The 14046-nt window shown below is 65.2% G+C and carries 15 protein-coding genes; 9 read left to right on the forward strand and 6 right to left on the reverse strand.

The genetic code is table 11. The features are described from left to right. Positions 1-13: 13 nt before the first annotated feature. The 3 genes from WI560_RS21795 to WI560_RS21805 all read right to left on the reverse strand — a co-directional run bounded on the left by WI560_RS21795 (position 14) and on the right by WI560_RS21805 (position 4611). Entirely contained in the window at positions 14-2266 is a 2253-nt protein-coding gene (locus WI560_RS21795) for a flagellar hook-basal body complex protein (protein WP_257175531.1), read from the reverse strand. A gap of 290 nt (positions 2267-2556) precedes the next feature. Further along, positions 2557-3069, reverse strand: coding sequence for a peptide-methionine (R)-S-oxide reductase MsrB (gene msrB / locus WI560_RS21800; RefSeq protein ID WP_257196268.1), 513 nt, complete (start codon positions 3067-3069; stop codon positions 2557-2559). 84 nt (positions 3070-3153) lie between these two features. After that, positions 3154-4611 (reverse strand): NAD(P)/FAD-dependent oxidoreductase, encoded by a 1458-nt coding sequence (locus WI560_RS21805; RefSeq protein ID WP_375304799.1) that lies wholly within the window; start codon positions 4609-4611, stop codon positions 3154-3156. 195 nt (positions 4612-4806) lie between these two features. On the opposite strand from WI560_RS21805, the gene WI560_RS21810 reads away from it, so the two are divergent. The 7 genes from WI560_RS21810 to WI560_RS21840 all read left to right on the forward strand — a co-directional run bounded on the left by WI560_RS21810 (position 4807) and on the right by WI560_RS21840 (position 9452). After that, positions 4807-5343: a histidine phosphatase family protein gene (locus WI560_RS21810; protein ID WP_375304800.1), complete on the forward strand. Its 537-nt coding sequence runs from the start codon at positions 4807-4809 to the stop codon at positions 5341-5343. Positions 5344-5388: 45 nt separating this feature from the next. Continuing rightward, a complete protein-coding gene (locus tag WI560_RS21815) occupies positions 5389-5814 on the forward strand; it encodes a universal stress protein (RefSeq protein ID WP_035707892.1) in 426 nt (141 codons plus the stop codon). A 374-nt stretch (positions 5815-6188) separates the two neighbouring features. Then, positions 6189-7193, forward strand: coding sequence for an alpha/beta fold hydrolase (locus WI560_RS21820; RefSeq protein ID WP_375304801.1), 1005 nt, complete (start codon positions 6189-6191; stop codon positions 7191-7193). Between the two features lie 251 nt (positions 7194-7444). Next, a complete protein-coding gene (locus tag WI560_RS21825; RefSeq protein WP_375304802.1) occupies positions 7445-8251 on the forward strand; it encodes a transglutaminase family protein in 807 nt (268 codons plus the stop codon). A 349-nt stretch (positions 8252-8600) separates the two neighbouring features. Further along, positions 8601-8795, forward strand: coding sequence for a hypothetical protein (locus WI560_RS21830; RefSeq protein WP_375304803.1), 195 nt, complete (start codon positions 8601-8603; stop codon positions 8793-8795). 70 nt (positions 8796-8865) lie between these two features. After that, positions 8866-9099 (forward strand): hypothetical protein, encoded by a 234-nt coding sequence (locus WI560_RS21835; protein WP_375304804.1) that lies wholly within the window; start codon positions 8866-8868, stop codon positions 9097-9099. A 155-nt stretch (positions 9100-9254) separates the two neighbouring features. Then, the gene (locus WI560_RS21840) at positions 9255-9452 is read left to right on the forward strand and encodes a hypothetical protein (protein ID WP_375304805.1); all 198 of its coding nucleotides are present in this window, start codon (positions 9255-9257) and stop codon (positions 9450-9452) included. Between the two features lie 957 nt (positions 9453-10409). On the opposite strand, the gene WI560_RS21845 is transcribed toward WI560_RS21840, so the two are convergent. After that, the gene (locus WI560_RS21845) at positions 10410-10646 is read right to left on the reverse strand and encodes a DUF1127 domain-containing protein (RefSeq protein WP_375304806.1); all 237 of its coding nucleotides are present in this window, start codon (positions 10644-10646) and stop codon (positions 10410-10412) included. A 188-nt stretch (positions 10647-10834) separates the two neighbouring features. Between WI560_RS21845 and WI560_RS21850 the strand changes: the two genes are divergently transcribed. Next, the gene (locus WI560_RS21850; RefSeq protein ID WP_375304807.1) at positions 10835-12178 is read left to right on the forward strand and encodes a PLP-dependent aminotransferase family protein; all 1344 of its coding nucleotides are present in this window, start codon (positions 10835-10837) and stop codon (positions 12176-12178) included. Between the two features lie 8 nt (positions 12179-12186). Here WI560_RS21850 and WI560_RS21855 read toward each other — a convergent pair whose 3' ends face one another. Further along, positions 12187-12774 carry a hypothetical protein gene (locus WI560_RS21855; protein WP_375304808.1) on the reverse strand — a complete coding sequence of 196 codons (588 nt, stop codon included), beginning with the start codon at positions 12772-12774 and terminating at the stop codon, positions 12187-12189. Positions 12775-12853: 79 nt separating this feature from the next. Between WI560_RS21855 and WI560_RS21860 the strand changes: the two genes are divergently transcribed. Continuing rightward, a complete protein-coding gene (locus WI560_RS21860; protein WP_028137504.1) occupies positions 12854-13288 on the forward strand; it encodes a hypothetical protein in 435 nt (144 codons plus the stop codon). A 69-nt stretch (positions 13289-13357) separates the two neighbouring features. On the opposite strand, the gene WI560_RS21865 is transcribed toward WI560_RS21860, so the two are convergent. Beyond that, entirely contained in the window at positions 13358-13864 is a 507-nt protein-coding gene (locus WI560_RS21865) for a ferritin-like domain-containing protein (protein ID WP_257196275.1), read from the reverse strand. Positions 13865-14046: the final 182 nt, after the last annotated feature.

The following is a 14046-nucleotide window of genomic DNA, read 5'->3' on the forward strand; positions in this document are numbered from 1 at the left end:
CCTCACGCGCCGATCAGCGCAACACGTTCAGGAGATCCTGCACCATCGAGTTCGCGGTCGTGATCACCTTGGTGTTGGCCGAATAGGCCTGCTGCGTCACGATCAGCTTGGTGAATTCGTCGGCGATGTCGGTGTTGGATCCCTCCAGCGACGAGCCGCTGATGGTGCCCGAGGCGCCGTCGATGGCGTCGCCCGACTGCTCGGTCGCGGCATAGGCGCCGCCGTCCATCGCCTTCAGGTAATTGGTGCCGTTGAAGTGCGAGAGCTGCACCTGGGCGAGGTTGAGGTTCTGGCCGTTCGAGAAGGTGCCGACCACGACGCCGTTGTTGTTGACGGCGACCGAGCGCAGCTGGCCGGCGGCATAGCCGTTCTGCGTGATGGTGTTGATGGTCACCGCGCCGCTGGTGCTGGCATATTGCGTCAGCCCGCCCGAGGAGATGTTGAAGGCGACCGAGCCGAGCGACTGGCCGCTGACGGTGACGTTGTTGATGGTGATGCCCGAGCCGCTCGGCGAGGTCAGCGAGCCGTCGGCGGCAAAGGTGAAGGTCTGGCCGGTGTTGACCCAGCCGACCGCCGTTCCGGTCGCGTTCGGGTCGGTCTGGTAGAACAGGTTCCAGCTGTCCGAATGACCCGCGCCCAGCGAGGCACTGTCGGTCTTGGCCCAGCGCAGTTGCAGGTTCACCGGGGTGCCGGCGGCGTTGTAGGCGGTCACCGCGCCGCCGCTGATCGATTCCTTGGTGAAGGTGGCGATGTCGTTGCCGATCACGCCGCCGGTGCCAGCCGTGCCGCCACCCTCACGATTCCGGGTGATCGTCGAGGTGAAGCCGAGCGCCGAGAAGGCGGCGCTGTTGGAGCTGGAGACCGTCAGGTTCGAGACGGTGCCGGTGTTGAGCGTGATCACGCCGCCGCTGCTGACCGACGACCCCGAGGCGCCGGAGAGCGCATCGATCTTGCCGAGCAGGGTCGTGACGTTGTCGCCAACGTTGATCTGGTTCGGCCCCGCAGCACCCGAGGCCATGAAGGTCAGCGTCTGGCCGTTGACGGTGATGGTGTCGCCTGCGGAGAAGCCGGATGTGAGCACCTGGGCGCCGCCGGCGGTCGCCGAGCCGCTCAGCACGGTCGCGCCGGAGATCGCGGGCGAGGACAGCACGTTGCCGCCGCGGGTCACGCTGCTGATGCCGAGGGCGGTTGCGGCCGTGCCGCTGCCGATCGCAACGTCGGTGCCGGTGCCGGTCGCGATCTGGATATTGCCGCTGACCGAGAGCGAGGCGGTGACGCCGGCGCCGCCGGCCGTCTGGATCGCATTCAGGATGTCGGCCACCGTCGCCGTGGTGCCCGCACCGAGGCCGATCGTGGTGTTGCTGCCGACGGTCGAGACCGTGGTGCCGCCGTTGAACGTGATGGTGTTGCCATTGATGGTCAGCGTCTGGCCGCTCAACGCGGTCAGAATGCTGGAGGCCAGATGCGTGCCGGCGGTATTGTCGAGCGAGGTCGTTGTCGAAGCGACCGCCGAGGAATTGTTCTGAAGCGCAACGGTGCCCGTGGCCGTCGTCGACGAATAGGCCGAGCGGATGTTGCCGGTTGCGGCCGCGCCGGAGACCGTCGCGTTGGCATAGGGCGCCGGCGGCGTGCCGACCGGCAGCGGGTTGGCGGCGAAATCGGACGGGTTCAGGCCGCCGGCCGCGAGCAATGTGCCGGTCGAGGCCGTGGTTTTCGCCACCGTGTTCGGCTGGGTCGGCAGGTTCGCCGCGTACTGGATCGAGGTGGTCGCCTGCGCCGGAATGAAGTTGTTCTGGAATTGCAGCACGTTCGCCACGCTGCCGGTCGGGTTGCCCGTCTTCGGGTCGACCGTGACGCCCATCAGGTAGTAGCCGGCGCCATTGACCAGATTGCCGTTGGCATTGAGCTGGAAGTCGCCGCGCCTGGTGTAATAGGTGACGCCGGTGAACACCGGCACGTTGTCGACCACGCCGCTCGCCTTCTGGATCGAGAAGAAGCCGTCGCCGGTGATCGCCATGTTGGTGGCGACGGTGGAGGACGAGATCGTGCCCTGCGTGGTGATGGTGGCCTTCGCATTGGCTTGCACGCCGCCTGCGACCTGCTTGCTCGGGACCGACGAGTCGGGGATGAGGTCGACGAAGCTGGTGCCGATGCCCTTGTAACCGGTGGTGGACGAGTTCGCGATGTTGCCGGAAATGTTCTGCAGCGCGAAGGACTGCGCCTGCAGGCCACCCACCGAGGTGTTCATTGCATCGAAGATACCCATAACTTTGTCTCCAAATCCGATCTCGGCGGCCGGTCGACCATGGCCGCAGTCGGGGGAGACGGTCGCAAGGGCTATGCCAATGCGGGTATTCTCATGAAATCAATGGCTTAATGAAAAAGCCCCGGCCTGGCGACCGGGGCACAATTGCCGGGACCGGCAACAATTGCCGGGGCCTTCGGTCATTCCGGGGCGGTCCGCAGGACCGAACTCCGGTGCGCAATTGCGCACCGGAGAATCTCGAGATTCCGGATTCGATGCTGACGCATCGCTCCGGAATGACGGCCTCATGCCTACGTCGCCGACGCCGCCGCGGGATGGAACACCAGCCCGAAACCGTCGATGCAATAGCGCAATCCGGTCGGCTTCGGACCGTCGTCGAAGACGTGGCCGAGATGGCCGCCGCAGCGCCGGCAATGCACCTCGGTGCGAACCATGCCGTAGGCGCGGTCTTCGGTCTTGCCGACATTGCCCTCGATCGGCGCATAGAAGCTCGGCCAGCCGGTGCCGCTCTCGAACTTGGTCTCCGACGCAAACAACGGCAGGTCGCAGCCGGCGCAAGCGAAGATGCCCTTGCGCTTCTCCTTCAGCAGCGGGCTGGAGCCCGGCCGCTCGGTGCCGTGATTGCGCAGGATCTCATATTGCTGCGGCGTGAGCTGGGCGCGCCATTCAGCCTCCGTCTTCATGATCTCGAATTTCTTGGCGGTCTTCTCGCCGGCCTCGGCAGGCGTTCCCCTCAGCCAGCGAAAGGCCCCAAGGCCGAACAGGCCGGCGGCAGTCGTCAACAGGATGCGGCGGTCGAACATTTCATTCTCCGTGCGGGAGCTCCACGCCCTGAGATACGGGCTTGAACGGCCGAAGTTACACGTTCGGGCGGAATTTCACTCAACTTATCGGGAGGCCACGTCGTCATGCGAGGCCGGTTCCACGGCTTCGGCCGCCGGTCGCGGCGGCGGTGACGGTCGCGGCCGAACGCCGGGGGGCGGGCGGCGCGGACCGGTGCCGGCGGCCCGGTTGGCCTGGGCGAGGCGTGCCTCGCGCTCCCTGTCCTTGACCCGCGCGCGCTCGCGGTAACGGGCCAGAGAGCCCGCGGCGGCGGAACTCGCCCTGCTCCAGATCCCGACCAATTGGCCTGCGACCCGCCCGGTGGCGCCGCCCGCCCAGACCAGCTCGAACGGCGAGAACAGCTTCCAGCGCTCGTCGCCCGCCAGAATGCTGCGCGCGATCATCTGCCCGGCCATGGCCGAGGTGTTCATGCCCTGGCGGCCGAAGCCGCTCGCCACCCACAGGCCTTTGCGCAACTGGCCGATCTGCGGCATGCCGTGCACGGTCTGGCCAATGGCGCCGCCGAACATGTCCGTGACCTCGACATTGCCGAGCGCCGGGAAGATCGTGCGGATCCGCCGCCTGACGGCGCCCGCAAAGCGCTGCGGACGCGCGGCCCAGGTGGTCTCCGGGCTCTCCCACATCAGCCGGTCGCCATCCACGATGCGGAAATGATCGACACCGTCGCTGTCCATCACCGATCCCTTGAAGGCGATGATCTCATGCACGCGTTCGCCGAGCGGCGCGGTGATTCCGGCATAGCGCCAGACCGGCAGCAGCGTCTCCGACAGGCGCTTCAAGGGCGCGCCGAGATGGATGTTGCCCGCGAGCACGATGTGGGTGGCGCGCAGCCGCGCCGAGGGCGTGACGATGCGCTTGCGGATGCCGGAATGATCGATGCTGACGACCGGCGTGTCCTCGAAGATGCGGGCGCCCGCCCGCCGCGCCAGCGCCGCGAGGCCGTGCACATATTTGCGGCCGTCGACCTGGAACGCCCTGGGATAATACACGCCGTGGAAATAGCGATCGGTCTTCAGCGCCTCGCGGACGCGATCGACCTGCCACCCCTCGACCTCGGTGTCGAAATCCTCGTGCAGCATCTGCAACCGGCTGATCAGCCGGTCGCCGACATCGACGTTCGAGACCTCCAGCGCGCCCTCGCTCAGGGCGATCCCCGGCATGTTCTCCTCCGTGGCGTTGGCCCGGACCAACTCGGCGCCCTCCTTCGACAGCGTCCACAATTCGCGCGCGTCCTCGAAGCCGATGCGCTCGATCAGGTCGGTGAGCGGCAGCGCAAAGCCCGGCATCACCGTGCCGAGCTGGTTGCCGGACGCGTTCCAGCCGATGTGGCGGCCCTCGAGCACCGCGACACTGGCCCCGAGCCGGGCCGCCTCCAGCGCGATGGTGAGCCCGGCCAGTCCCGCACCGATGACGCAGATGTCGGCGTCGAGGTCGAACGACAGCCGCGTGCGGTCGCGACAGCCGGCTTCGTCCTGGGACACGCTTGTGTAAGTCTCGCTCATGCAGTTTTCTTAGAGCATGATCCGGAAAAGTGTGCAGCGGTTTTCCGAAAAGATCATGCTCGAAACAAAAAATTAAAGCGCGATGGGGATTTGCCCTAATCTCATCGCGCTTTAAAGGACCGATCGGGCGCCTGTCACCTTGTCCTCAACCGGCGCCTGTAGATTATTCTGGACGGGGAGCGATTCGAGAATGCCATGCGCCGTTTGATGTTGCTGCGTCACGCCAAGACCGAGACCGACGCGCCGAGCGGCCGTGACCAGGACCGCCGGCTCGACGAGCGCGGCCGCAGGGATGCGGCGCAGATCGGCGACTGGCTCGCCGACCATCCGCCCTTCCCCGATACCGTGCTGGTGTCGCACGCCGTCCGGGCCCGGCAGACCTGGGACATCGCCTGGGAGGCGATGAAGGACCGCGTCCCGGCGCCGCAGGTCGAGATCCTGCCGGAACTCTATGGCGCCGATCCCGCGCAGATCCTGGATTCCATTCGCACGGCAACGGCCCCGGCCGACCCGAAGCAATTGCTGCTGGTCGCCCATAATCCCGGCATGCACGAGGCCGCCCTCATGCTGCTGGGCGGCGGCGATCCTGATGGCGCCAACGCGCTCGCCGACAATCTGCCCACTTCGGGACTTGCGATCTTCGACTTTGACGTCAAGGATTGGGCCGACGTGGCCTACCGCCGCGGCAAACTGGTGCTGTTCACCAGCCCCAAGCTGCTTCGATCGGGATGATCGCGACGTACCGGCAGACTGCTGACCGCAAATCAGGAGGCGCAGATGTTCAAGTCCATCCTCGTGCCCATCGACCTCGCCGACACCGATCTGGCCAAGCCGGCGATCGCGACCGCGGCAACGCTGTCGCAGACCTGGAGCGGCACGGTGCGGCTGCTCAACGTGCTGCCGATGACGCCGGTGATGCTGGCCGAATACGTGCCGGCCGATTTCGACGAGCAGCAGCGCCAGACCTCGGAAGAGGCGCTCGCCATCGTCGCACGCGAATCCGGCATCGAACCAAGCCGGATCTCTAGCGTGGTGCGCCAGGGCGGCATCTACCACGAGATCCTGGAGGAAGCCGCGCAGATGAAGGCCGATTTGATCGTGATGACCTCGCACCGGCCGGCGATGCGCACCTATTTCCTCGGCTCCAACGCCGGCCACGTCGTGCGCTACGCCAAATGCTCGGTGCTGGTGGTGCGGCACTAGGGGGCTGGTTCGTGCCCCGGACGTAGCAACGCAAGAGCGTTGCAGCGCGTCCGGGACACGCAAGTCGCGTAGCCCGGGTGAGCGCAGCGACATCCGGGGCCGCTCACGGTGAGAATCCCGGATATCGCTGCGCTCATCCGGGCTGGAACAGCGGCATTCGGTCTCTGGCTCGGAGCAATGTCAGAACAATATCGGCGGAGCGGACCCATGAGGTCCGATCGGTGATGCGTGAAAAGTGAAGGCGTGGGCCAAGGATACCGATCAGATTCGGGCTTCGTACAGGAACCAAACGCGCGACGCCCTCGTTTGAACTACCTGCAACATTTCTCATTTTTGCTCTGAGGCATCGTGCAGACCCTTATGAGGTGCTGCCAATGGCCTTGCTGCAAACTCGTTTCCCTTCGCTCGTCTCCAGCTGCCTCGGCGCCGTGAGGCGATATCCCGCGCTTGCCGCCGTGACCGGGGCCGTGACGGTGATGGCGGGGGCCGCCCTCATCAATCGGCAGCTTGCCAGGAAGGCACAACGCGATAATCCGCCGCAGGGACGGTTCATCGAGGTCAATGGCGTACGTCTGCACTATGTGGAGCGAGGCAACGGCCGCCCGCTGGTTCTCTTTCACGGCAACGGCAGCATGATCCAGGACTTCGAATCGAGCGGCTTGATCGATCTGGCAGCTGCAAACTACCGGGTCATCGTCTTCGACCGCCCGGGATTCGGACATAGCTTGCGGCCCCGCAATGCGGTTTGGACCCCTGAGACGCAGGCAGATCTGTTCAAGGAGGCACTCGGCCGTCTGGGCGTTCAGCGCGCGATTGTGCTTGGACATTCATGGGGAGCCTCGCTCGCAGTGGCGTTGGCGATCAGGCATCCATCGCTGGTCGAAGCATTGGTGCTGGCGTCGGGATATTATTTCCCGACCGCCCGCACCGACGCCGCGGCCTCTTTGGCACCTGCAATCCCCGGCCTCGGCGATGTCATCAGTTACACAATATCCCCGATCTTCGGGCGGCTGATGTGGCCCGTGATGTTGCGCAAGCTATTCGGCCCGCGCGCAGTCCCCGAGAAATTCGCCGACTTTCCCAAGGCAATGGCTGTGCGGCCGGCACAGATGCGTGCCAGCGCCGCAGAAGCGGCCTTGATGGTCCCGGCGGCCTTTATCGCTGCGAAGACCTATAGCGAGCTCAGGATGCCCACGATCATCATCGGGGGTGAGGACGACCGTCTGATCGACATCGAAAAGCAATCGGTCAGGCTCCACGAAGAGATCAAGCAGAGCAAACTGCACCGGATCGCCGGCGTCGGTCATATGGTCCATCAATCTGCGACGCCCGATTTGATGGCGGCCATCGACGAAGCCGCTGCCGCGACCGTGCACTAGACGATGGGTGCCGCGAATGCTGGCGAGCAACGCGCCCTCCGTTGCCGGACTGGCCGGACACGGCAGAATTTGGTGATGGGACGTGGTTTGGCCTTGCGGCAGTTGGCATTGCGTTCGGCCGGCTGCATAGCCATCTCCTCTTCAGCGACGCCGCAGAGCGGACTGTCGCAGCGATGCCGACCTGAGCTCGAGCCGACCCGACTCATCCGGCGGCGAATTCCGGTCAGCGCGGTTGGAGCCAAGGCCTAAGCATGCAAATCCGGGTCGGCTTCGAAATGGTCTACGACTTCCCGCAAGTTACGCCATTGATCGCGATGGTCGGAACGCATTTCACGCGGGCATCCGATGTTGTCATACCGGATCACCTCATCACCTCCCCTTCCGTTCCGATCACGCCCTACCGCGACAGCTTCGGCAACTGGTGCAGCCGGATCGTTGCGCCCCCCGGCCGCATGCGCCTTTCGGCCGACGGAACGGTGCGCGACAGTGGCTTGCCCGATGCGATCGTGCCCTCAGCTGCGCAGCACGCGGTCGAGGATCTTCCATCGGACACGCTGCTCTATCTGCTCGGCAGCAGATATTGCGAAACAGATCGGCTTTCCGACATCGCTTGGAAGCTGTTCGAGAAAACGACGCCCGGCTGGCCGCGCGTCCAGGCAATCTGCGATTTCGTCCACCATCACATCGCGTTCGGATACGAGCACGCGCGGGCGACCATGACGGCGTGGGAGGTCTTCAACGAGCGGAAGGGCGTCTGCCGCGACTATGCGCATCTCGCCGTCGCGTTCTGCCGCTGCATGAACATTCCAGCGCGCTACTGCACCGGCTATCTCGGCGACATCGGCATTCCACCGCCGCACGCCCCCGGCGACTTTGCAGGCTGGTTCGAGGCCTATCTCGGAGGTCGCTGGTACACCTTCGATGCACGCAACAACACGCCGCGCATCGGCCGTGTCCTGATCGCCCAAGGCCGCGATGCGGCGGATGTTCCGATTGTGCATATTTTCGGACCAGGCGAGCTCATCAGCTTCAAGGTGTGGACCGATGAAGTGGTGTGAACCGTTCGTCCGGGTCAATTGCGCGCAAGACAGACGAGATTGATCTCGCTAATTGGCAAGGTGGGTGCTACAAGGTGGCATCACCGCGCGCTTCCTGGCTGTTATCGGTGACTGAGAGCATCGCGCTCCCGCCTCCACCCGAAAGAAGGCGGTCAGATGTCCGATTTGGTCAAATTCGACATACGTGAGTGGCTCGTGCCACCTTTGCTGGTGCCTATTTTCCTCGTGCTGCTGATCGCAATCGTGGCCGTTCTATAGCGCAGGTCCGTTCGATTGAACCGCGTCAGAACGCAACGCGGCGCTTGAGCCGAGACTCGAGCAGACACGTGAGCCGAGACAAGAGGCGGAAATGGCAAACACAGCAATCATCAGAGATGCCTACGGTGTTCCCGCGGTTTTCACGGGTTCGAAGACAGGTCGGGACGATGCTCCCTTCGTCTTCGTGAGGGTCGGCGACGAGGAGCGCAGGATGCGCTGGTCCGAATGGGATGCTCTGCCGGCCTGGACCGGCGAGCGGCCGACCTGGGCGAGCAGAACCAAGTGAATACGGAGTGCTCAGCATGACGGCGGCTCGAACGAGCACTTGGATCACGAGCACATGGACCAGAGCGCTCTTGCTGGCAGCGGCACTGGCCACATCCACGACCGCAGCCTTTGCGGCGGAGCCAAACTGCCGTGCGATCGAAAGCACCAGCGCGCGCCTCTCCTGTTACGATGCGGCATTTCCGCCCAAGATGCCAAGGCCCGCCGAAGCCCGCATCGGCTCATCGTCAGACTACAAGGATCCATTTCTTGCGGAAGAAGCCCGAACCGCCGCGAAGCTGAAGAATATTTGCCGCGGCTGCTGAGTTTCACGGATAGTTCCCGCGCGGAAACGAAATAAAGCGCTCGCTATCCAGCAGATAAAGTCGCATTGTCTCGCCACCGCCGAGCGGCCCGTAGCATCTATCGGTGGTGTGAACGCGAGTTGCGCTCCCGCTTACCCCGCAGCGGAGCATGAACCTTGGCTCGACGATCCCCAGAACCATCATCGACATTCGAATATCGCCTGGCGCAAGAGGCGGTCAACCTTCGCCAGCAGGCCAAAGGGATGCCCGCCGGCATCCGTCGCGCGGAGCTTTTGCGAAAAGCCCGGCAGATCGATGTTGCCGGAGAGGTCAACAAGTGGCTGACCTCGCCAGGCCTATTGGCGCCGCTCTAGGGCTTCATCGCCAAACGGGCTGAACCGACCTCCGCCCCGTAGAGACCAACTGGTATCGGGATTTTACTCTCACCCTCCCGGGGCTGATCAGCCGCCGCCTGCGCTTCATTTCAAGCGGGCGGCGTTTTTGCTTTCCGGCGGCGCCGAAGGAGCAACACTCCATTCGGCACCGAGACCACAATCCCTTGCGTTACCGGGCGGGCAAAACACCCAACCCATCGGTCAATCCGCGCTACCGAAAATATTCCACTTTACCGAATTTCGGAAATGACGTATGTGTCGCGCAACCCGGCCCAAGGAAGAGGGGCGTATCGCGATCGTCACGAACGCGGGCCGGGCGGCGGTGGACGCCGATGGCATCGGCGCGAAGGGTCTTGCAGGGCGGGCAACCGTGAGCAAGGCCGTCGCGCACACGACCGGTGCGATCGGCGTACGGCAAAATCGTGTGGTCCTGGCGCCCGGGGTCTGTGCGCCAAGTGTTGCGGTGATGCGGCGGCCCGACCGGGCCCGCGCATCGATCGTCCGCAAGACGACGGGGGCAATAGTGCAACGCTCCCCGGGGAGAGCACGACATAAGCCGTTCCAACCATTGCGCAGGGAAGGCCGGGATGTCTCCGGTTGCCCTGTTCTCCGCTATGCAGCAGCACACGCAGTCTGCCCTTGGCATGGCGGTCCATGGGAGCCACCGGCTCCCGGCCTTCCCTGCGCCCTCTTTCAATTCAGAGGGCGAGGCGACCAGGCAAAGCTCGGGCAACATGCGCCGCGAGGATGCGATCCCATGTCAATCATTCACCGACGCTCTCGTGCCCCGGACGCTGCGCAGCACGAGGTGATGCGCTGCAGAGCCGGGGCCCATGTTGCAGCGAGCACGCGGCTCGCTGGGTCCCGGCTCTGCGCAGCAGCGCAAGAGCGCTGCAGCGCGTCCGGGACACGCAAGGCTCGAGCGTCGAACGTGTCTCACAGATACCGCGTCAGCTCGGTCCTGACCTGTCCGTAGACCGCGTCCTCGATCTGGCTGCGCGTGATTCCAATGTCGCGCAGGGCGCGGTCGTCGAGCTCGTTCAGCGTCTTGACGGCGGAGCGGTGCTCCAGGCGGTCGAACAGCGCATAAGCGGCGTGGGCGAGCGTTGCAAAAAATCCGCTCGAGGAGGATGGGCGGAAGCTCCGCCCGGCAGTTTGCGAGATCGTGGTCATTCTTCTTTCTCCGGCCTGGTGTTCCGCGCGGCGAAGCCAATGCCGTTGGCGCGGACGCTTGTGAGCGCCTGCACCTCATTTGCCGTCGGATTGCTCTCGCTCTCCTCGGCTCAATCGCGGACCTTGATGGAACTTAAATGCTTCAGTACACTGCTCGGAGCAAGGAAAACATTGCTCTCGGTGCAATAATGTCCAAGTTCGAGTACGTGAAGCTTGCCGATGCCATTGCCTCGGATATCTCTAACGGCACGTTAAGGCCCGGCGACCGGCTGCCGCCGCAGCGCAATTTCGCCTATGACCGCGGCATCGCGGTCTCGACTGCAAGCCGGGTTTATACGGAATTGCTTCGCCGCGGCCTCGTGGTCGGCGAGGTCGGCCGCGGCACCTTCATCTCCGGCGACATCAGGCGCAAGGTCGAGATGCCGAGCGAGCCGGCCGAAGCGCGGATCAATTTCGAGGTCAATTACCCGCTGCTGCCGCAGCAATGGGCGATGATCGCCAAGAGCCTCGCCGGCCTCGAGCGCGTCGATGCGCTCGAATCGGCGCTGCGCGTCTCGACCAGCACCGGCACGAGGAGCGCCCGCAATGCCGCCGCCGCCTATCTCGCGCGCAAGGATTTCGCGCCGCAGGCCGAGCAGATCGTCTTCACCGCCAACGGCAAGCAATCGCTCGCGGCCGCGCTCGCCGCGCTGGTCCCCACCGGCGGCCGCTGCGGCGTCGAGGCGCTGACCTACCCTTACGTCAAGAGCATCGCAGCGCGGCTCGGCATCACGCTGGTCCCGATCCCGATGGACGAGCTCGGCGCACGGCCCGATGCGATCCAGAAGGCGCATCGCGAGGCGCATCTGTCCGCACTGTATCTGCAGCCCATCATCCAGAACCCGCTCGGCGTCACCATGAACGCGACGCGACGCGCCGACATCATGCGTGTCGCCGAAAAGCTCGACCTCACCATCATCGAGGACGCGGTCTACGGCTTCCTCGCCGACGACACGCCGCTGGCCGCGCTCGGGCCGGACCGCTGCATCGTGATCGACAGCCTGTCCAAGAAGGTCGCGCCCGGCCTCGCGCTCGGCATCCTCGTGGCGCCGCCGCGCTTGCGCGAGAGCGTGATGAGCGCCGTCCGCACCGGCGGCTGGATCGCCTCCGGCCATGCGCTTGCGGCCGGGCAGCGGCTGATGGCCGACGGCACCGTCGCCGAGCTCACGCGGCTGAAACGCATCGATGCCTCGCGCCGTCAGCAGACCGCGGCACGGTTGCTCGCCGGCTACCAGCTCGCCGCCGACCCGCGCTCCTATCATCTGTGGCTGACGCTGCCGCCGCACTGGCGCTCGCAGACCTTCGTCGCCGCGGCGGCCCGGCGCGGCATCGCCCTGACGCCATCCTCCACATTCGCGATCGCCCACGGCCACGCGCCGAACGCGGTGCGCCTCGCCCTCGCCCCGCCCAGCTTGGAGCAGCTCGATTCCGGCCTGCGCACGATCGTGTCGCTGCTCGGCACCAAGGAAGAGGATTTGGACTCGACGGAGTAGAAATCGGTCTATGGCAGCACGGACCGGGGCAATTGATCGAAGCCATAGCTACGCGGCTGGTTGCGCCGCACGAAGCCGCCGACCTGCCAGGCGAACAGCGCGGCAAAGCCGAGGACGAACAGCGCGCCGGCGAACTCGCCGATCACGAGCGCGCGGATCAACAGGCCCGCCATCGCGACCGTGAGCATCGCCAGGAACGCCAGCACCATCGCATAGGCAATGCGGCCGAGCCCCGACGTCAGCACCGCGCGGCTGCCGGCTTGCGCCATCCGCGCATGCAATTCGACGATGAAGGCGCGAAAGCCGTTGTCTTGCGGCGCCATCAGCGCGGCGGTCTGCCAGCTCGTCGACAGGATCGCGATGCGGCGGCCGCTGCCGTGGGTGATATCGGCGCGAAAGCGGTGCTGCTGCATCGAGACCGGGCGAAACGACAGCCGGATCGCGCTGATCTCGTCATACGGCCACAGGCCCGAGCGGCCGCCGATGTGCCAGGACAGCCCCTGCTCCGTCAGCGCGAAGCGATGCGCCGAGCCGATCAGCGACGCCTTGTAGGCATAGCTCGTGACTGACGCGGCCTCGGCTTCCGAACCCTGCATCCCGACAATCGATCCCGTCCGCGCCATCGCGCCCGCGATCCGCTTGCGCGGTCGCCCTCGCACATCCTACAAGCGGGGCATGGTTGAGACGACCTTTTTTCCGCGCCGTCTGATTCTCGGCGCCGCAATGATCTCCGGCGTGCTGCTGGCGCTCGCGGTGCACATGCTGGGCGCGCGCTACGGGCTCGACCTCGGCGGGCTCTGGCGCTCCGACTCGGCCGAGTTCATCCCCGCGGGCGCGGCGATCGCGTGGTGGCTGATCGCCACGGTCGGCTTTTCCGGCGGCTATTTCACCGCGACGCTGATGCAGAGCGCGGCGTCCGGCCAGATCCCGCAGCGGATGCGCCAGTTCCTGATCGCGGTCGGCGTGCTCCTGCTCGCGGGGGCGGGTCAGGCAGCCTCCGCGCCGAGCCCGATCCCGACCGTCTCGGGCGTGCTGGCCGGGCTCGCCGCGCTCTGCCTCGGCGCCGTCATGGCGTTCTGCGGCGCCCATTTCGCGCTGCGCCGCGGCTGAAGCCGACACGGGCCGCAAAAAAGAACGCCGCGCGGAGGCCGCGCAGCGTTCGTCGAATGTGGGCTCGGCTCAGCTCGCCGCGCGCAGGTTCACCTTGCTCTCGGCCAGCGTGGTCAGCTTCTGATCGGTCGCCTTTTCCTCCTCGAGCGTCTTGGCGAGCACGGCGGCGCAATCGTTGCGGCCGAGCTGCTTGGCCCAGGCGATCAGGCTGCCGTAGCGCACGATCTCGTAATGTTCGGCAGCCTGGGCCGCGTTGATCAGCGCGGCGTCGAGCACGGCCTTGTCGGCAACTTCGCCGGCGGTCTCATCGGCTTCCTCGATGATGCCGTCGATCGCCGGACAGTCGACCGCCTTGACGGGGACGCCATGCATCTTGAACACTTCCTCGAGCCGCGCCACGTGCTGCTTGGTCTCTTCGAGGTGCGTCAAAAAGCCCTGTTTCAGCTGCGGATCGGTGGCCTTGCTGGCCATCTTCGGCAGCGCCTTGGTCAGCTGCTGCTCGGCGTAATAGATGTCCTGAAGCTGATGCACGAACAGGTCGTTCATGGTTTTGATGTCTTTTGTGAACAGTCCCATCGTTCGGTCCTTTTTCGGTTTGCTGGAACACGCAGGCAGCGGCTTGCACGAAAAGCCGCTCATTGCGCCATGTTTCGGTTGCTGTTCAGACCCAACGAACGCGCGACATCGACGTTCCAAAAAACACTCGCATGGCATTGCGTTGGAACAATGCAGGCGGCGCCGGGATCTGAAATCATAGG

This window comes from Bradyrhizobium sp. A11 (genome assembly GCF_042077125.1).
Taxonomy (GTDB): Bacteria; Pseudomonadota; Alphaproteobacteria; order Rhizobiales; family Xanthobacteraceae; genus Bradyrhizobium; species Bradyrhizobium japonicum_B.